An 18195-nucleotide genomic window follows, 5' to 3' on the forward strand; every position below is an offset into this window, starting at 1 on the left:
GGTCAGTGCGCGGGATGCTTGTCCCAGTCTTCGCGCTTGGGGAGCGTTTCGAACGTATGCTCCGGGGGCGGCGAAGGCAGGGTCCATTCCAGCGTATCGGCATATTCGTTCCAGTAGTTGTTCTCGGTCACGCGGCGACCGGCGAACAGGGTGTAGAACACGATGCCGATGAAGAACACGAAGGACGCGAAGGAGATGAAGGCGCCGATCGAGGAGATGTAGTTCCAGAAGGCAAAGGCCTCAGGGTAGTCGATGTAGCGGCGCGGCATCCCGTTGCGGCCCAGGAAGTGCTGCGGGAAGAAGGTGAGGTTCGCGCCGAGGAACATCGCCCAGAAGTGCAGCTTGCCTGCCCATTCGGGGTATTGGCGGCCCGACATCTTGCCGATCCAGAAATAGACCCCGGCGAAGATGGCGAAGACGGCGCCAAGCGACATCACGTAGTGGAAGTGCGCCACGACATAGTAGGTGTCATGGTAGACCCGGTCGACAGCGGCCTGGCTGAGCACCACGCCGGTCACGCCGCCGACGGTGAACAGGAACAGGAAGCCGAAGGCCCAGAGCATCGGCGTCTTGAACTCGATGGAGCCGCCCCACATGGTGGCGATCCACGAGAAGACCTTGATGCCGGTGGGCACCGCGATGACCATCGTCGCCAGCATAAAGTAGCTCTGCTGGGTCAGCGACAGGCCGACGGTGTACATGTGGTGCGCCCAGACCACGAAGCCCAGAACCCCGATCGACACCATCGCATAGACCATCGGCAGATAGCCGAAGATCGGCTTGCGGCTGAAGGTCGAGATGACATGGCTGATGATGCCAAAGCCCGGCAGGATGATGATGTAGACCTCGTGGTGGCCGAAGAACCACAAGATGTGCTGATACAGGACCGGGTCGCCGCCGCCTTCGGGCTGGAAGAAGGTGGTGCCGAAGTTCCGGTCGGTCAGCAGCATGGTGATGGCGCCGGCCAGGACGGGCAGCGACAGCAGGATCAGCCAGGCGGTCACGAAGATCGACCAGCCGAACAGCGGCACCTTGTGCAGGGTCATCCCCGGGGCGCGCATGTTCAGGAAGGTGGTGATCATGTTGATCGCGCCGAGGATCGAGGAGGCGCCCGAAACGTGGACAGCGAAGATCGCGAGGTCCATCGAGATGGTGTCGGCGTTCTGGGTCGACAGCGGCGGGTAGAGCACCCAGCCGACGCCCGCACCCAGCTGGCCATCGGACGAGCCCGGGGTCAGCATCGAGGCGACGCCGAGGGCGCAGCCCGCGACATAGAGCCAGTAGCTGAGGTTGTTCAGCCGCGGGAAGGCCATGTCCGGCGCACCGATCTGCAGCGGCATGAAGTAGTTGCCAAAGCCGCCGAAGAGCGCGGGGATCACCACGAAGAACATCATCAGAACACCATGATAGGTGATCATCACGTTCCAGAGGTGGCCGTTCGGGGTACACTCGGAAGCGGCGTCGGCGATGAACCGCGCGCCTTCGAGGCACATGTATTGCACGCCCGGCTCCATCAGCTCCATCCGCATATAGACGGTGAAGATGACCGAAAGCAGGCCTACGAAGCCCGAGGTGAAGAGGTAGAGGACACCGATGTCCTTGTGGTTCGTGGACATGAACCAGCGCGTGAAGAACCCGCGCTGTTCATGTTGCCCGTGGCCATGAATGGCTGCGTCGGCCATGATTATCTCCCGTTCCATGCCACATGCGCGGGTCTCCCCCCCGCGGCATGTCTGCATTTGTCATAGGGCGAGTTGGGGGGCTCGGCAATCGCAGACGGGGGGGAAGGCTGCGAAAATATGCCTCACCCGATGTGGCAAATGGTCCGGTGCAGGGCATGGCCGGCAGCAAACGGTCGACTTGGAGCTGCCTGCTGCTCCACGGCCGAGGGGCGGGTGTTGGCATGTCGGAAGGGTTTGAGACGCTGTAGGTTGGTGGTCTGCTGTGCGGACGGAGCGAATCTTCGCTGCACCTGCAGCCTCATCGGCCTCGCTAGGGCCGAGATCGTCCATACACGCTGTAAGCGTAATCTTAGCTCCCGATGCGGTTGCTTTCGTCACCATATGCTGGAGCTAGCCGCCAGCGGGCGCTGCCGGTGGCGGAGTCAGGCGATCAAAGGTCGAGCGCATAATTGCGACCTGGCCTGAGAGAATGTCGCGTTGAGGCATGATAAGCTTCGCGAACGGGCTGACCACGTTCGGATCGCGGTTGCCAAGGTAGGTGGAGACGAAGGAGATTGCCTCCAGAACAGCGTCCAACCTGCTGCCGTAAACGGGTTCATGGTGCGCGAGCCGGTTCCGCATTTCGTAGATGACTTCAAGATGCGAGGCGATATTGGCGCGGCTCAGAGTCTTGTTTGGGAAGATCTTCCGCAGGCCGCGCTTCCAGAGCATGGCCTCATACTGATCGGAGAAGAGGCGTTTCCAGAAGTGCATCGTGAGCTGGGCGATGACTTGGCTGTCAGCGACAGCTATTGTCGCTTGTCGTCGGGACGCCACGTCTTCATGTGACATGCCCGGAGGCTTGCCATCAGGGAACGCCTGAGCATCCAGCGCAGCCTTCTGGGGGCCGGTCATCTTCGAGTATGCTGCGCGGCGAGCCTGCTTCTGCGCCCGCCTGATCGAGTTGCCTTCGAGGTCTTGCCACTGGAGTGCCAAAGGCGGATTCCGCAGCCAGTCAGTCCGCCCGAACATCATGTTAAGTTGCTTACACGCAGCGTTGCGCAGCGAGACTTCGATCAACCCCGTGACGGCCATGACCGCAATACCCAAGCTCATGGTTGCTTGGTGCAACTCAATTGCGTCTTCGCGAAGGCCCGATTTTGTGAGGTTCAGAAAGGTTTGCAGGCGAGGCGCTGACAGAAAGTCTGAGATGTGGTTCGCATCGTCGGGCGTCAGAAATCTTGACATTCTTCGCGTCTCCCTCTATCGTGGTCCCTGAAACGTCGGATCAATGTCGGCAGCGCGACTCGTCGTGACGGACACCGACGCTCTAGAGAGGGCCGCTCTATATGGGCGGCCCTTATCCTTTTTGGCAAGTACTTCGCACTAGCTTACCAGCGTATCGGGTAGAGCTAGGGCCGACGCCAAAGGTTAGGGAGCCCATCAAGACGCTCACGAGACAGATGCCCGATCGTTGCTCGCGGGCGGAAGCAGTTCAACGGATGTGTGGAATAGCCGCCCCCTTGCGCTGAGCCCGCATTCGCTGCGGCATCTGCGTGTGTCCGCTGTGGACTCGGAGCGGAGCTCGGCATGGCCAGTCGCTTCATCCTCAAGCAGACCCTGCGTCCGGGACTAATTGACCAAACGGCCCCGCTTGGTGGCGGGGCCGGGAGCTGCCTGCGCAGGCTTAGGCCCGCGTTACTGCCCGGCCGAGGCGAGGAAGGCGGTGACGTCTGCCTGATTCTTGGCCAGCTTGAAGGTCATCTTGGTCTTGGCACCGGCATCGCCGGTCTTTTCGACCAGCCAGGCCTTGGGATCGGTCATGTAGGCGGCCAGCTCTGCCTCGTCCCAGACGAGGCCCGACGCGCCAACGGCGGCGATGCTGTCGCTGTACTTGAAATCGGCTTCAGAGGCGACGGTGCGCCCGACGATGCCGTAGAGGTTCGGGCCGACTTTGCCGCCCTTGACGATCTCGGTGCCGTCATCGGCGACGATCGCGTGGCAGGCTTTGCATTTCTTGAACTCGGACTCACCTTTGACGGCGTCCTGGGCAAGGGCGGGGGTGGCAAGGGCGAGGGCGGCAAGGCCCGCGAAAAGCGGCAGTCTGATCATGGCTTCCTCCGGTTCGGTAGCGAGAGGGCAAATAGGGCCCGACCCCCGCCCATACCATGAGCTATGGTGTCGCATGAAGCACGCAATAAGGCGGATGCAGCGCAATGACGTGTGCGGCAACGTGTGCGGCTCAGAACACCCGCGGGAAGGTGACGGCCAGCGCGGCATCGAGATCGGCCATCGTCACCGGCAGGCCCAGATCGACAAGGCTGGTCACCCCATGCTCGCGGATGCCGCAGGGCACGATGCCGTCGAAATGGCTCAGGTCCGGTTCGACATTGATCGAGATGCCGTGGAAGCTGACCCAGCGGCGCAGCTTGACGCCGATGGCGGCGATCTTGTCCTCGCGCGCCGTGCCGTCAAGGTTGGGCGCCTTGTCCGGCCGCGTGACCCAGACGCCGACGCGGCCGGCGCGGCGCTCGCCCTTTACGTTGAACTCGGCCAGCGTGGCGATCACCCAATCCTCCAGCGTGCAGACGAAGCGGCGCACGTCGCGGCCGCGGGTGTTGAGGTCCAGCATCACATAGGCGACGCGCTGGCCGGGGCCGTGATAGGTGTATTGCCCGCCGCGCCCGGCCGCAAAGACCGGGAAGCGATCCGGCTGCACCAGATCGGCGGGGTTGGCCGAGGTGCCGGCAGTGTAAAGCGGCGGATGCTCCAGCAGCCAGATCGCCTCAGACGCGGTGCCGGCCGAGATCGCGGCCACCCGCGCCTCCATCTCCGCCAGCGCGGCGGGGTAGGGGACGGGGGCCTTGCTGTGGATCCATTCGACCATCGCGGGTCTCCTTGAAACCTTGGCTGCCGGTAAGTGGTGCTTAACGGGACAGGAGGAATATGCGCGGCGGGACGGGCAATCCGTGATAAAATGCGCCGCATTTAACGGTGAGTCTTTCGGAGGAGAAATGCGATGATTGCAAAGCGGATTGCAACCACATGCCTTGCGACGGCGCTGGTGATGACGCCAGCCACAAGGGCGGCCGCGGATGCGGGCGACGCGATCCTGGGGGCCGTGGTCGGTGGCCTGATCGGCGGGGCCATCGTCAATGAGAACAACAAGAAGAGGAACGCCGCGCGCCCGCAGCAGGTGACGCGCAGCAGCAGCAGCAGCGGCCAGAGCTCGGCGCAGCGCGAGGCTAACCGCGAGGTGCAGGTGGCGCTGAACTATTTCGGCTTTCCGGTCGGTACGCCCGATGGGTCCATCGGCCCCAAGTCGCGCGCGGCGATCAGCGAGTATCAGGCGGTTCTGGGCTACCCGCCCACGGGCCAGCTGACCGAGTATGAGCGCACGCTGCTGGTCGGCTCCTATCACCGCGGCATTGCGGGCGGCGGCGCGACCATGCAGATGGCGGCGCAGAGCCCGATGGGGATGCGCGGGCTGCTGGTGGCCTGGCGCGACGAGGCGGCGGGCGTGCCGCCGGTTGCCGCCGTGCCAGCCCCGTTTGCTCCCGGCGGCAGCGTTGCCGCGGCGGTGGACGCCGTGGCGCCTGTGTCCGTGGCCCCCGCCGTGCCGCTGGCCGTGGCCCCGGCGGTGCCGTCCTTCCTGGGCGGGGTGGCGGTGCAGGCCTCGCTCGCCTCGCAATGCAACACGGTCAGCCTGACCACGGCGACGAATGGCGGCTTTGTCACTGCCGTCTCGATGACCGATCCGGGGCAGGCGCTGGCCGAGCAGTTCTGCCTGGCGCGGACCTATGCGATTTCCGAGGGCGAGCAGATGGCGGCCAGGGTGCCGGGCTTCACGCCCGCGCAGATCGCCGAGCAATGCCTGGGCTTTGCCCCCGCGATGAAGGACCAGATCGCCGGGTTGTCGCTGAAGCCGGCCTCGGCGGTGCTGGCCGATGTGCAGGGCTTCGCGCTTGGCACCGGGATGGCCCCGGCGCAGCTGGCGGCGACGGCCAAGATCTGCCTGTCGGTCGGCTACCGGACCGACAATATGGAAGTGGCCATCGCCTCGGCGCTGCTGCTGAGCACGCTTGGCGAGGGCGCCTATGCCGAGCTTCTGGGCCACCACCTCGCGCAGGGCTTCGGCGCGGCGCGGCGGCCCGATCTGGCGCTTGGCTGGTATGACATGGGCTTGAACGCGCTGGAGGGTGGGGGAACCGCGGTCTTTGCGCCCGGCCAGCCGGAGCGGGCCGACCTGATCCGCCGCGCCGCCTATGCGGTGGGCGGGCGCGCCGATCCGGTGCCGGCGCCCGTGCCCGCGGCGCTGCCCAGCTTTGCAGTGCCGGTTGCGCCCGCGCCTGCGCCGGTTGCGGCGCCCGAGGACCAGTCGTCGCTGCAGCCGGTGGCCCCCGCCGTGCCGGTGATGGCGCTGGCGGCGCCGGCCGAAGTCACCGCCGCCTCGGGCTCGGGCTCGTCGGGCTCGGGGCTGCCGGGGCCGATGAGCCTGCCGTTCCTGCTGCTGGGGAACTGACTCGAGGGGGGCGGTGCAGGTGTTGCGCTGCCCCCGCCGCTTGGCGGAAAACGGGCGCGGACAGCAAAATCGCTACGCGCGAAAAAGCCTCTTCACATCACCCAAGGGCTCGGCTAGAAGCCGTCTCACCTCACGGGGGCGACCCCGAAAGAGTGCGGTCGTGGCGGAATTGGTAGACGCGCAGCGTTGAGGTCGCTGTGGGCTAACCCCCGTGGAAGTTCGAGTCTTCTCGACCGCACCATTTTACCTACTTTTCTATATATTGCAGTCGGTTAGCCAGATCGACGCCAGCGGACCGATTGTTCGGTGCCTCCAGACAACGTGCCGATTTTTTATGCCGTTGCACAAATGTGACAAAAATTTGCGCAAATTGTTAATTTTGGGCGCGCCCTATTTAGACCGGTCCAGAAAGCTACCTACGAGGCGAGGGACAACCGTTTGGGTTGAACATGATCCTTCCAATAACGCCTTGAGGAGTGGAAAATGTCCGAGTCATACCGTCTTTACTTGTGCGCCGCTGTGGCCGCCATTCCGTTGAGCTCGGTTTATGTCGGCACCAGCGCCGCTCAGGATCTGCTCAGCTTTGGCGTCGTGTCTGGCCAGTCGCTGACCAATACCGGTTCGACGACTATCGTTGGCAACATCGCGGTCAGCCCCGGAACATCCTATACCGGAAGCGTCGATGTCACTCAGACTGGCGAGACCTTCCTCGGGGATGCGGTGGCAGGCCGGGTTCAGAACGATCTCACCAGCCTCTACAACGCGCTGGCTGGTCGCCCGACATCCACCGGAGGCGATCTTACCGGACAAGACCTTGGCGGGATGACACTTACCGAAGGCGTTTACAGCTTCGATACCTCGGCGGGACTGTCGGCGGGCCAGACCCTGACACTTGATGGCGGAGGAGATCCGAACGCGGTGTTCATCATCAATGTCGGATCCACGCTGACTGTTGGAAGCGGCGCGAGCATCGAGCTGGAGAACGGGGCGCAGGGCGGCAATGTGTTCTTCCGGGTCGGCAGTTCTGCAACGCTTGATACCTCGGCGAATATGGTGGGCCAGATCGTTGCCCTGACAAGCGTCACGATGAACACAGCCGCCTCGGTCGATTGCGGCGCAGTCTTGGCGCGCAATGGATCGGTGACCCTTGATAGCAACACAATCGAGATCTGCACCTTGGCGGCAGTCGGTTTCGATCCCGATCCTGTGGATGTCGAGTTGACGGAAAATGAGCAGTCGGTTGCAGCGGCGCTTTCCGATTATGTTGCAGCGGGCGGCGTGCTTCCGGCCAGCTTTGCCATCCTCGCCGCCACGCAGACCGGCGACGAACTGGCCGCGACCCTGGCTCAGCTTTCGGGTGAAGTGGGGACGGGTGTCTCGCCGATGGTCATGCAGTCGATGGATGACTTTCTTGATACGGTGATGCAGTCGACACGCCATCCCAGCATGCCTGTTGCGGTGCGGGGAGAGCCCGGCGTCCCGTTCGGGATGGTCGAGGAAAAGATCAACAAGGTCTACAGCGGCAAGTATGGCGGGGAACCCGCTGTCGTCGCACCGGCGCTTGTCTATGATCCCATCATCGCCCAAACGCCGGAGTGGGATGTTTGGGTATCGGGCTATGGCTCGCAGAGCGTGACGGATGCTGACGCGTCCATCGGCGCACATGAGCTGACGTCGAACAACCGGGGGATCGCCGCTGGTCTTGCCTATTCGCCAAGCGCGATTGACACCTACGGCATCGCCATTTCCGCCGCGACCGCCGACTTTGACCTTGGCGACGGCAATGGCTCCGGGGACGCCGACAGCCTCTTCATGGCGCTGAGTGCCCGCAGATCGCTCGAGCGGTTCTACGTGGAGGGCGCCCTAGCTTTCGGGCGCAGTGACGTCACCACGGACCGCACGGTGACCATCGCGGGCGCTGACCGGCTGATCGGGGATACCACGGCCGACACCGTCGCGGCGCATCTGGAAACAGGATACCGGATGGGATGGTTCACCCCCTTTGCCGGGATCCGCGCGCAGTCTGTCAAGACCCCGGCCTATTCGGAAACCGCCGTGTCCGGAGTAGATACCTTCGCGCTGCGCTATGAGGAAGAGACGGCGCGGTCGGTGCGGTCTGAACTGGGCGTCGCACTTGAATGGCCCGCCGCGCAAGTCGGGATGCGGCCGACATTCGGTCTTCGGGCAGCCTGGGCGCATGAGTTCATTGAGAATGATCCGGGCAACCGATCTTTCCTGACAGTTCCTGACGTGTCGTTTCCGGTAAGCGGTGTGGTCGGGGACAGGGACTCGCTTCTGCTCTCGGCCAGTGCCGGGAAGTCCTTTGGGAACGGGCTCTACATCGATGGAACCGTGAGCTCCGAATATTCCGAGAATGCCAGAGATCTCGGCGCGTCCATCCAGGTGGGCTATCAGTGGTAGGCGCTTCTCGCGGCTGAGAGAGTTGCGTGGCCAGGAGCGCTGCGGTCCAGGTGGATTTGCGGCTGTGAGCCGCGGGTTCCGGCAAAGACGCTGACGTCCGCGCCTGAGGCGCGGCAGCAACCGGACCTGCCGCGCCCGCAGATGGTCCGGCGGCTGATCCCGAGCTTTGGCGGTGTCGCGCGTGCGGCACCGCCGCCAAGCGCAATAATTGCCCCACACCGACACCGCGAATCGGCTTTGACCGGCACCGCCCCGCACCCGTCCATCGGCCCGGCGCCCCGGCAGCGGGCGTGCGGGTCCGGGGGGCGCTGAAGCCTTGGGCGCTGTGAAAAGCCGCGCCTCCCGTCGCCCTTCGCTATCCTCCGTCCGCGCCTGCCTTCACCCCGTCTTTCGCCGCAGTGCAGCACCGCAGCGGGGCGATTCCGTCGCTTCTGTGCCGCCCTATGCCGCAATCGGGCGGTTGGGCGGCCTTGGCTTCGGCCCAATCGACAGGCACTGACCGGGCGCAAACGACAGGTTGAAATGCTTGCCACGATTTGCTCTGGTCAGATGACGGGGAAACAAGACCACAAAAAGACGATGGGGAGCCCGACTTGAACGCATCCACGGCCGACGCGGCATTCGTCGAATTTGACCGGGTCCAGAAAAGCTACGACGGCGAGACGCTCGTGGTGAAGGATCTGAACCTGACCATCGCCAAGGGAGAGTTCCTGACGATGCTGGGGCCCTCGGGCTCGGGCAAGACCACCTGCCTGATGATGCTGGCGGGGTTCGAGACCGCGACCCATGGCGAGATCAAGCTGGCGGGGCGGCCGATCAACCAGGTGCCGCCGCACAAGCGCGGCATTGGCATGGTGTTCCAGAATTACGCGCTGTTCCCGCATATGAGCGTGGGCGAGAACCTCGCCTTTCCGCTGGAAGTGCGCGGCATGGGCAAGTCGGAGCGCGAGGCGAAGGTGGCCCGCGCGCTCGACATGGTGCAGATGGGCGCCTTTGCCAATCGCCGCCCCGCGCAGCTGTCGGGCGGGCAGCAGCAGCGGATCGCGCTGGCCCGGGCGCTGGTCTTCGATCCCGAGCTGGTGCTGATGGACGAACCGCTTGGCGCGCTCGACAAGCAGCTGCGCGAGCATATGCAGTTCGAGATCAAGGCGCTGCATGACCGTCTGGGGATCACCGTGGTCTATGTCACGCACGATCAGGGCGAGGCGCTGACCATGTCGGACCGCATCGCGGTGTTCAACGATGGCCGCATCCAGCAGCTTGCGCCCCCCGCCGAGCTCTATGAGCGCCCCCGCAACAGCTTCGTCGCGCAGTTCATCGGCGAGAACAACAAGCTGCCCGGCATCATCGAGGAGTTCGACGACAAGAAGGCGCTGGTGCGTCTGGCCACGGGCGAGCTGATCGACGCGACGCCGGTCAACATCCGCGCCAAGGGCCAGCAGACGCTGGTGTCGATCCGCCCCGAGCGGGTGGAGTTCAAGCCCGAGATGATGCCGCCCGGCATCCACCGCATCGGCGCCGATGTGCTGGAGGTCGTCTATATGGGCGATATATTCCGCACCCGGATGCGGGTTGCCGGATCGGAAGATTTCGTGATGAAATGCCGCAACACCATCGGCCAGCGCAAGCTGACCCCGGGCGAACGCATCGAGATCGCCTGGCATGCCGAGGATGCGCGCGCGCTGGATCCGATGTAACTTCGGCTCGCAACACACTGACCAACAACATAAAAAACCAAGTCCAACCGGGAGACGACCAATGAAGAAGATCCTGACCCTGTCCACCGCACTGACCGCCGTCGGCTTTACCGCCGCCGCGCAGGAAGTGACCGTGATGTCCTGGGGCGGTGCCTATACCGTCAGCCAGGTCGAGGCCTATCACAAGCCCTTCACCGCCGAGACCGGCATCAAGGTCGTGTCGGTCGATGCCGACAACCCGGCCACCCCGATCAAGGCGATGGTCGAGGCCGGCAACGTCACCATCGACGTGGCCGACGTGGAATATGCCGACGCCATCCGCCTGTGCGACGAGGGCCTGCTGGAAGAGATCGACCCGTCGATCCTGCCGCCCGCGCCCGATGGCACCCCCGCGACCGACGACTTCCTGCCCGGCGCGCTGACCGATTGCGCCGTCGCCTCGATCGTGTTCTCGACCGTCTTCGCCTATGACACGACCAAGTTCCCCGAGGGCCCGACCTCGATGGCCGATTTCTTCGATCTCGAAGGCTTCCCGGGCAAGCGCGGGATGCGCAAAGGCGCCAAGGCCAACCTCGAAATGGCGCTGATGGCCGATGGTGTGCCGGCGGACGAGGTCTATGCGCTGCTGGAAACCGATGAGGGCGTTGCCCAGGCGTTTGCCATGCTCGACAAGATCAAGGGCGACACGATCTGGTGGGAAGCCGGCGCGCAGCCGCCGCAGCTGCTGGCTGATGGCGAGGTGGTGATGACCACCGCCTATAACGGCCGGATCTTTGCGGCGCAGGTCGCCGAGTCCAAGCCCTTCGCCATCGTCTGGGACGGCCAGGTCTATGAGTACGACCTGTTCGTGATCCCGAAGGGCGCCCCGAACATGGAAAGCGCGCTGGAATTCGTGAAGTTCTCGACCGATACCCAGCGTCTGGCCGATCAGGCGAAATGGATCAGCTACGGCCCGGGCCGCAAATCCTCGGGCGCGCTGGTCGGGCTCTATCAGGACGGCGTGACCGAGATGGCGCCGCACATGCCGACCTCGGCCGAGAACCTGACCAATGCTCTGGCCTCGTCCTACGAGTTCTGGGTGGACCGCGATTCCGAGCTGAACGAGCGCTTCAACGCCTGGCTGGCGCAATAAGCGTTTCGGATTTCGCGTGACATTCCGGGGCGGCGCCATGTGCGCCGCCCTGCCGGACCGGGGGTGAATGAATGGTCGCTATCGACGCAGAGGTTCCTGAAGATATGCGCGGCGGTCTGACCACCGCCGATGGCAAGCCGCTGAAACAGGCGCTGGCCCATGCGCAGGCACGGGCCAAGCGCAAGGCACTGCTGCTGGTGGTGCCGCTCTTGGCCTTCATCCTGATCACCTTCGTGATGCCGATCGGGCAGCTGCTGTTCCGCTCGATCCACAATGACGGGTTCTCGGCCAACATGCCGCAGATCTCGGCCTGGTTCGACGAGACCAAGGCCGGGGACGCGCCAGATGAGGCCGCCTATGCGGCGCTGGTTGCAGACATTGCCGCCGCCGCCGAGGCCCGCACCATTGGCGTGGTCGGCACCCGGGTGAACTACGAACTGTCGGGCACCCGCTCGCTCTTCACCTCGGCCGGCCGCAATGCCGAGGATCTGCAGCCGCCCTACCGCGAGGCGATGCTGGACCTGAACGAGAAATGGGGCGATCCGCAGCTCTGGGGGGTGATGCGCTCCGTCTCATCGGCCTATAGCGCGAACTTCTACCTGGCGGCACTGGACCTCGCCCGAGACGAGAATGGTGAGATCGTCCGCGCGCCCGAGGACCGGCGCATCTATGGGATGCTGTTCATGCGCACGCTGTGGCTCTCGGCGCTGATCACCGGGCTGTGCCTGATTCTGGCCTATCCGGTCGCGCATCTGCTGGCGGTGCTGCCGCTGGCGAAATCCAACCTGCTGATGATCCTCGTGCTGCTGCCGTTCTGGACCTCGCTTCTGGTGCGCACGACCAGCTGGATGGTGATGCTGCAAGAACAGGGCGTGATCAACAATACGCTGGTGGCCCTCGGCCTGATCGGCAATGAGAGCCGGATCCAGATGATGTACAATCAGGCCGGCACCATCATCGCGATGACCCATATCCTGCTGCCCTTCATGATCTTGCCGCTTTATTCGGTGATGCGCCCGATCAACCCAAGCTATGTGCGCGCCGCCCGCAGCCTTGGCGCCACCAGCTGGACCGCCTTCCGCCGGGTCTACCTGCCGCAGACGCTGCCGGGGATCGGGGCAGGGGCGCTCTTGGTCTTCATCCTGTCGGTCGGCTATTACATCACCCCGGCGCTGGTCGGGGGGGCCTCGGGCCAACTGATCTCGAACCTGATCGCCTATCACATGCAGGACAGCCTGAACTGGTCGCTCGCCGCTGCACTGGCCGCATTGCTGCTGGCCGGGGTGCTGATCCTCTACTGGCTCTACGACCGCCTCATCGGCATCGACAACCTGAAACTGGGCTGACGCCCGCCAGACAAGGAGACCGACATGGCGCTTCCGATCTACGCCTCGCCGCTCGAGAAGGTCTGGCACTGGACCTACAAGGCGATCTGCACCGCGATCTTCATCTTCCTGATCGCGCCGATCCTGATCGTGATCCCGCTCTCGTTCAACGCCGAGCCCTATTTCACCTTCACCGAAAAGATGCTGTCCTTCGACCCCGAGGGCTATTCGTTGCGCTGGTATGACCGGCTGCTGACCTTCGGGATGCAGGCGCCCGATGCGCCGCGCGACTGGTCCTGGTGGCGCGACGTGCTGGCGAACGCGACCTGGCTCGACGTCGCGTGGAACTCGATCATCATCGGCTTCTTCTCGACCATCCTCGCCACCGGGCTTGGCACGCTGGCGGCGCTTGGGCTGTCGCGGTCCGAAATGCCCTGGCGGCGGTCGATCATGGCGGTGCTGATCTCGCCGATGATCGTGCCGATCATCATCACCGCGACGGGGCTGTTCTTCTTCTACTCGAAGATCGAGATCCAGAAATGGGGCGTGCCCTATCTTGGCATCATCATGGCCCATGCGACGCTGGGGATCCCCTTCGTGATCATCACCGTCACCGCCACGCTGTCGGGCTTCGACCATTCGCTGAGCCGCGCCGCCGCCAGCCTTGGTGCCAATCCGCGCACCACCTTCTTCAAGGTGATCATGCCGCTGATCCTGCCGGGTGTGGTCTCGGGCGCGCTCTTTGCCTTCGTGACCTCGTTCGACGAGGTGGTGATGGTGCTGTTCATCGCCGGCCATGACGAACAGACGATCCCGCGGCAGATGTGGAACGGCATCCGCGAGCAGATCAGCCCGGCGATCCTGGCGGTGGCGACGATCCTGGTGGTGGTGTCGATCGCGCTGCTGGCGACGGTGGAGATCTTGCGGAGGCGCAGCGAGAAGCTGCGGGGCGTGACGGCGGGATAAGGAAGAAGGGGGGCCGTCTGCCCCCCTCTTGGCGCTTTGCGCCAATTCACCCCCCGAGGATATTTGGACCAAAACGAAGGGAAGGGCTTGGCGCTTGGGCCGGGCCTTTTCGACTTTACGGTAGGATCGCGAGCCAGCCCCAGATGGTGAAAGCCGAGAGCGCAGTGGCGATCAGCACGCTCGAGGCGGCGACACGGCGGGCGGCGCCGTACATGTTGGCGAAGAGATAGGCATTTACCCCCGGCGCCATCGAGGCGGTGACGACCGAGGAGCGCATCCCGGCGGTATCGAGCCCCAGCCCCCAACGGCCGGTGGCATAGGCCACGGCAGGATGCAGCACCAGCGACAGCACGCAGACCATGGCGATGGTGCGCAGATCGCCCTCGGGCCGGTAGCGCAGCAGCACGCCGCCAAGGCCGAAGAGGGCGGCGGGCAGGGCGGCGCTGGCCATCATCGCCACGGCGGCACTTACCACGCCCGGCACCGGCAGCCCGGTCAGGTTCACCGCGAGACCGGCGGCGATGCCGATGACCAGCGGGGTGCGGGCGATGCCGGCCAGCGCCGCCAGCGCTACCCGCGCGGGGCTGGTGCCGCGGCCGTGGTTGCGCACGATCTCCATCAGGGTGATGCCGAAGCCGTAGAGCAGCGGCGAGTGAATCGAGATGATCGCGAAGTTACCGGCCAGCGCCTCGGTGCCATAGGCGCGCTCGGTGATCGGGATGCCCATCAGCAGCGAGTTGGAGAAGAGGCAGCAGAACCCGATGGCCACGGCATCCGTCGCCGAGCGGCGGAACAGCCAGATCGAGCCGGCAAAGCCGAGGCCGAAGCTGAGGAAGGCGCCGGTGTAGAAGCTGACCAGGATCCGCGGATCCCAGCTTGCCGCCAGATCGAGGCCCGAGATCGACTTGAACAGCAGCACCGGCACCGCGAAGTTCTGCGCAAACCGCATCACGCCCTCGACCGCGCTTTCGTTGAACAGCCCGCGCCAGGCGGCGACATAGCCAAAGCCGATGATCAGGAAGACCGGCAAGATGACGTCGAGAAGCGCCTGCATCCGCCTAGAGGCCCAATTCGATCACCATGCCGTCGAAGGCCGGGATCACATGGGCAGGGGTCTCGGCGGCGACGAGGTCATGGTCGAGGTCGATATGCATGTTGGTCAGCACGGCGCGGGCCGGGGCCGCGCGCTCGATCCATTCCAGCGCCAGCGCCAGATGCGCATGGGTCGGGTGCGGGATGCGGCGCAGGGCGTCGATCACGAAGACCTCCAGCCCCGCCAGATGCGGCCAGACCGCGTCATAGATCTCGGACACGTCAGGCATGTAGACCAGCCCGCCGATGCGGAAGCCAAGCGCGTCGATGCCGCCATGCGCGACCTTCAGCGGCAGGAACGGGATCGCGCCGCCGGCACCCTCGATCTGGAAGGGGCCGCGGATCGAATGCATGTCGCAGATCGGCGGATAGGCCGAGCCTTCGGGCTGCGCGAAGGCATAGCCGAAGCGGGCATAGAGCGAGTCCTGCGTGGCGCCATCGGCCCAGACCGGCAGGCGCTGGCGGGTGTTGAACACGATCTGGCGCAAGTCGTCGAGCCCGTGGGTATGGTCGGCATGGGCATGGGTGAAGACCACGGCATCCAGCTCTCCGATGCCGGCGCGCAGCAGCTGGGTGCGCATGTCGGGGGTGGTGTCGATCAGGGCGCGGGTGGTGCCGCGGGGGCCCATGCGTTCGACCAGCATCGAGCAGCGCAGGCGGGTGTTGCGCGGGTTTTCGGGATCGCATTCGCCCCAGTGGTTGCCAAGCCGCGGCACCCCGCCGGACGATCCGCAGCCAAGGATGGTGAAGCGCAGGGTCATGCCGCCTGCGCCTTGGTGGCGGCGCGGGTGAAGAGCCGGTCGAAATTGGCGCTGGTGGCGGCAGCAAAGCCGGGCAGCGTCAGCCCGAAGACCTCGGCCCCGACACGGGCGGTATGGGCGGTATAGGCGGGCTCGTTCCGGCGCCCGCGATGCGGGGGCGGGGCGAGGTAGGGGGAGTCGGTTTCCAGCAGGATCCGGTCCAGCGGGGCGGCGGCGAAAATCGCGCGCAGATCCGCGGATTTGGGGAAGGCGGCGATACCCGACATCGACAGGTAGAAGCCAAGCTCCAGCGCCGCCTGCGCCAGTTCCGCGCTGGAGGAGAAGCAATGCATCACGCAGCCATAGGCCCCGGCGCGGTGTTCCTCGGCCAGGATGCGGGCCATGTCGTCATCGGCGTCGCGGGCGTGGATGATCAGCGGCAGGCCGGTCTCGCGCGCGGCGGCGATATGGATACGCAGGCTCTCCTGCTGCGCGGCGGCGCTGTCGGCGCTGTAGTGGTAGTCGAGGCCGGTCTCGCCGATGCCGACGAATTTGGGGTGGCGGGCAAAGGCGACCAGCTGCTCCACCGTCACCATCGGCTCTTCGCCGGCGCGCATCGGGTGGGTGCCGGCGGCGTAGAACACGCCGTCATGCGCCTCGGCAATGGCGCGCACGGCGGGCTCGCTGGCCAGCCGCGTGCAGATCGTCACCATCCGCGTCACCCCGGCGGCGCGGGCGCGGGCGATCACCTGCGGGAGTTCATCGGCGAAATCGGGGAAGTCGAGATGGCAGTGGCTATCTACGATTTCGGGCAACGCAAGGCCGGCGGTGCTGGTCGGGGCAGGGGTCTGGGGCATGATCCGGCTTTCCTCAAGCGGCAAGCCGTGCCGCCGTCTCGTTCACCTGCAGCACCATATCCATGAGAAGCGCGGCAGGGTCAAGGTTGACCGCCCGGCCATGACGCGCCCGCGCGCCCAGATCCTGCTGGCGCTGCGCCCAGAGGCGACCTGCCGCCGGTGTGGGCGCGAGGCGGGCAAAGAGCTGCGCTTCGCCGGGGGCGGCCTCGGTGGCGGGCGGGCCGGCGACACCGGCGCGGGCGAGGCGGGCGAGGAACAGGTCAAAGAGGGTCAGCAGCACGTCGAGCCGGCCTTCCGATCCGCGGCCCGCGGCGCTGTCGGCCAGTTGCAGCGCGCGGATGCGGTCGAGCCGCGGCATTCCGGCGAAGAGGTCGACCATCTGCGCGTAGGCGCGGAGCCCGTCGAGGTTCACCAGCCGGATCGCCTCGCCCACCGACCCGGCGGAGAGCTCGGCGAGGGCCGCGGCATGGCTGGTCTCGGTGCCCGCCTGCGCCAGTGCCGCGGCCATCTCCTCGGCGCTCAGGGTGCCAAGCCGCAGCTCGCGCACCCGCGAGCGGATGGTGGGCAAGAGGCTGGAGGGCTGGTGCGAGACCATTAGCAGCGTCGCGCCGGCGGGCGGTTCCTCCAGCAGTTTCAGCAGGGCGTTGGCGGCGTTGGGGTTCATCTCGTCGGCGGCGTCGATGATCGCCACGCGGCGGCCACCGTCGGCGGCGGAGAAGTTGAAGAAGGATTTCAGGCGGCGCACCTCATCCACCCCGATCACGGCGCGGAGGCGGGATTTGTCCTCGTCCCATGTGCGGCGGAGCAGGAACAGGCGGGATTCCGAGAGGGAATGCATCCGGCGCGCGACGGGGTGATCGGCCGGGATATCCAGAGACGTCGGGGGCGGGGGGGCGCCGAAGAAGCCGTCCTCCTCCGCCTCGGGCGTGGCCAGCAGGAAGCGGGCGATGCGCCAGGCGAGGGTGGCCTTGCCGACGCCGCGCGGGCCGGTCAGCATCCAGCCGTGATGCAGGCGGCCGGTGGCGAAGGCCTCGAGGAACCCAGCCTCGGCCCGCGCCTGCCCGTAAAGCAGGGCCGTGTCGCGCGGATGCGGGGCGCCTTCGACGCGGTCCGCTTCGGGCACCGGCTCGGCGAGTTCGGTGGAGACGCCGCGGGGCGCTCTCATGTCAGGCGCCCTTGTGCCACGGCCAGCACATCGGCGGCGACGGCTTCCGGGGCGCGGCCCCCGTCGATCACGACGCAGCGGGTGGGGAATTCGGCGGCCAGCGCCAGAAACCCGGCGCGCATGGTGTGCTGCATGGCCTCGCCCATCTCCTCGAAGCGCTCTTCTGTGCCCTTGCGGGCAAAGGCGCGGGCGAGGCCGACGGCGGGGTCGATGTCGATGATGAAGGTCAGGTCCGGCTCGCGCCCGATCATCAGCGCGTGCAGCGCGTCCACTTGCCCCCGCAGATCGCCGCGGGTGATGCCCTGATACAGCCGGGTGCTGTCGGCGAAGCGGTCAGAGATGACGATGCGCCCCGCCTCCAGCGCCGGGCGGATGGTCTTTTCCAGATGGTCGCGGCGGGCGGCGGTGAACAGCAGGATCTCGGTTTCCGCAGACCAGCGGTCTGGGTCACCCTCCAGTACTAGCCGGCGGATTTCCTCGGCGCCCTGGCTGCCGCCGGGCTCGCGCGTCAGCACCACGTTATGGTCCGTGCGCAAAGCCTCGGCCAGACGCCGAGCCTGGGTGGACTTGCCGGACCCGTCGATGCCCTCGAAGGTGATGAACATCGCGCCTGCGGT

The 18195-nt window shown here is 65.6% G+C and carries 14 protein-coding genes, 1 tRNA gene and 1 pseudogene; 7 read left to right on the forward strand and 9 right to left on the reverse strand.

Annotated elements, in window-relative coordinates; genetic code table 11:
* Positions 1–2 precede the first annotated feature (2 nt).
* The 4 genes and pseudogenes from Q8S30_RS04325 to lipB all read right to left on the reverse strand — a co-directional run.
* Positions 3–1682: a cytochrome c oxidase subunit 1 gene (locus Q8S30_RS04325; protein ID WP_305664812.1), complete on the reverse strand. Its 1680-nt coding sequence runs from the start codon at positions 1680–1682 to the stop codon at positions 3–5.
* 390 nt (positions 1683–2072) lie between these two features.
* The gene (locus Q8S30_RS04330) at positions 2073–2909 is read right to left on the reverse strand and encodes a hypothetical protein (RefSeq protein WP_305664813.1); all 837 of its coding nucleotides are present in this window, start codon (positions 2907–2909) and stop codon (positions 2073–2075) included.
* A gap of 450 nt (positions 2910–3359) precedes the next feature.
* On the reverse strand, positions 3360–3773 hold the full coding sequence (locus Q8S30_RS04335; RefSeq protein ID WP_371135441.1) for a cytochrome c family protein: 414 nt from the start codon (positions 3771–3773) through the stop codon (positions 3360–3362).
* 130 nt (positions 3774–3903) lie between these two features.
* Positions 3904–4554: pseudogene (gene lipB / locus Q8S30_RS04340) on the reverse strand (lipoyl(octanoyl) transferase LipB); the annotation flags it as partial.
* Between the two features lie 174 nt (positions 4555–4728).
* Between lipB and Q8S30_RS04345 the strand changes: the two are divergent.
* The 7 genes from Q8S30_RS04345 to Q8S30_RS04375 all read left to right on the forward strand — a co-directional run bounded on the left by Q8S30_RS04345 (position 4729) and on the right by Q8S30_RS04375 (position 13724).
* Positions 4729–6183 (forward strand): peptidoglycan-binding domain-containing protein, encoded by a 1455-nt coding sequence (locus Q8S30_RS04345; RefSeq protein ID WP_305664814.1) that lies wholly within the window; start codon positions 4729–4731, stop codon positions 6181–6183.
* A gap of 154 nt (positions 6184–6337) precedes the next feature.
* Positions 6338–6424, forward strand: a tRNA-Leu gene (locus tag Q8S30_RS04350).
* 242 nt (positions 6425–6666) lie between these two features.
* Positions 6667–8604, forward strand: coding sequence for an ice-binding family protein (locus tag Q8S30_RS04355; RefSeq protein WP_305664815.1), 1938 nt, complete (start codon positions 6667–6669; stop codon positions 8602–8604).
* A 593-nt stretch (positions 8605–9197) separates the two neighbouring features.
* A complete protein-coding gene (locus Q8S30_RS04360; RefSeq protein WP_305664816.1) occupies positions 9198–10301 on the forward strand; it encodes an ABC transporter ATP-binding protein in 1104 nt (367 codons plus the stop codon).
* A 61-nt stretch (positions 10302–10362) separates the two neighbouring features.
* Positions 10363–11433 carry an ABC transporter substrate-binding protein gene (locus tag Q8S30_RS04365; protein ID WP_305664817.1) on the forward strand — a complete coding sequence of 357 codons (1071 nt, stop codon included), beginning with the start codon at positions 10363–10365 and terminating at the stop codon, positions 11431–11433.
* 71 nt (positions 11434–11504) lie between these two features.
* On the forward strand, positions 11505–12779 hold the full coding sequence (locus Q8S30_RS04370) for an ABC transporter permease (RefSeq protein ID WP_305664818.1): 1275 nt from the start codon (positions 11505–11507) through the stop codon (positions 12777–12779).
* A gap of 24 nt (positions 12780–12803) precedes the next feature.
* The gene (locus Q8S30_RS04375) at positions 12804–13724 is read left to right on the forward strand and encodes an ABC transporter permease (RefSeq protein WP_305664819.1); all 921 of its coding nucleotides are present in this window, start codon (positions 12804–12806) and stop codon (positions 13722–13724) included.
* Between the two features lie 115 nt (positions 13725–13839).
* On the opposite strand, the gene Q8S30_RS04380 is transcribed toward Q8S30_RS04375, so the two are convergent.
* The 5 genes from Q8S30_RS04380 to tmk are packed head-to-tail and all read right to left on the reverse strand — an operon-like array spanning position 13840 to position 18183.
* Complete coding sequence (locus tag Q8S30_RS04380; protein ID WP_305664820.1) at positions 13840–14778, reverse strand: AEC family transporter; 939 nt, start codon at positions 14776–14778, stop codon at positions 13840–13842.
* 4 nt (positions 14779–14782) lie between these two features.
* Complete coding sequence (locus tag Q8S30_RS04385; RefSeq protein ID WP_305664821.1) at positions 14783–15577, reverse strand: MBL fold metallo-hydrolase; 795 nt, start codon at positions 15575–15577, stop codon at positions 14783–14785.
* Positions 15574–16413 (reverse strand): TatD family hydrolase, encoded by an 840-nt coding sequence (locus Q8S30_RS04390; protein WP_305664822.1) that lies wholly within the window; start codon positions 16411–16413, stop codon positions 15574–15576. The genes Q8S30_RS04385 and Q8S30_RS04390 overlap by 4 nt, the downstream gene beginning before the upstream one ends.
* A 13-nt stretch (positions 16414–16426) precedes the next feature.
* Positions 16427–17578 (reverse strand): DNA polymerase III subunit delta', encoded by a 1152-nt coding sequence (locus Q8S30_RS04395; RefSeq protein ID WP_305664823.1) that lies wholly within the window; start codon positions 17576–17578, stop codon positions 16427–16429.
* Positions 17575–18183, reverse strand: coding sequence for a dTMP kinase (tmk, locus tag Q8S30_RS04400; protein ID WP_305664824.1), 609 nt, complete (start codon positions 18181–18183; stop codon positions 17575–17577). The genes Q8S30_RS04395 and tmk overlap by 4 nt, the downstream gene beginning before the upstream one ends.
* Positions 18184–18195 lie beyond the last annotated feature (12 nt).

The sequence above is a fragment of the Frigidibacter sp. genome (assembly GCF_030695035.1).
Lineage (GTDB): Bacteria > Pseudomonadota > Alphaproteobacteria > Rhodobacterales > Rhodobacteraceae > Frigidibacter.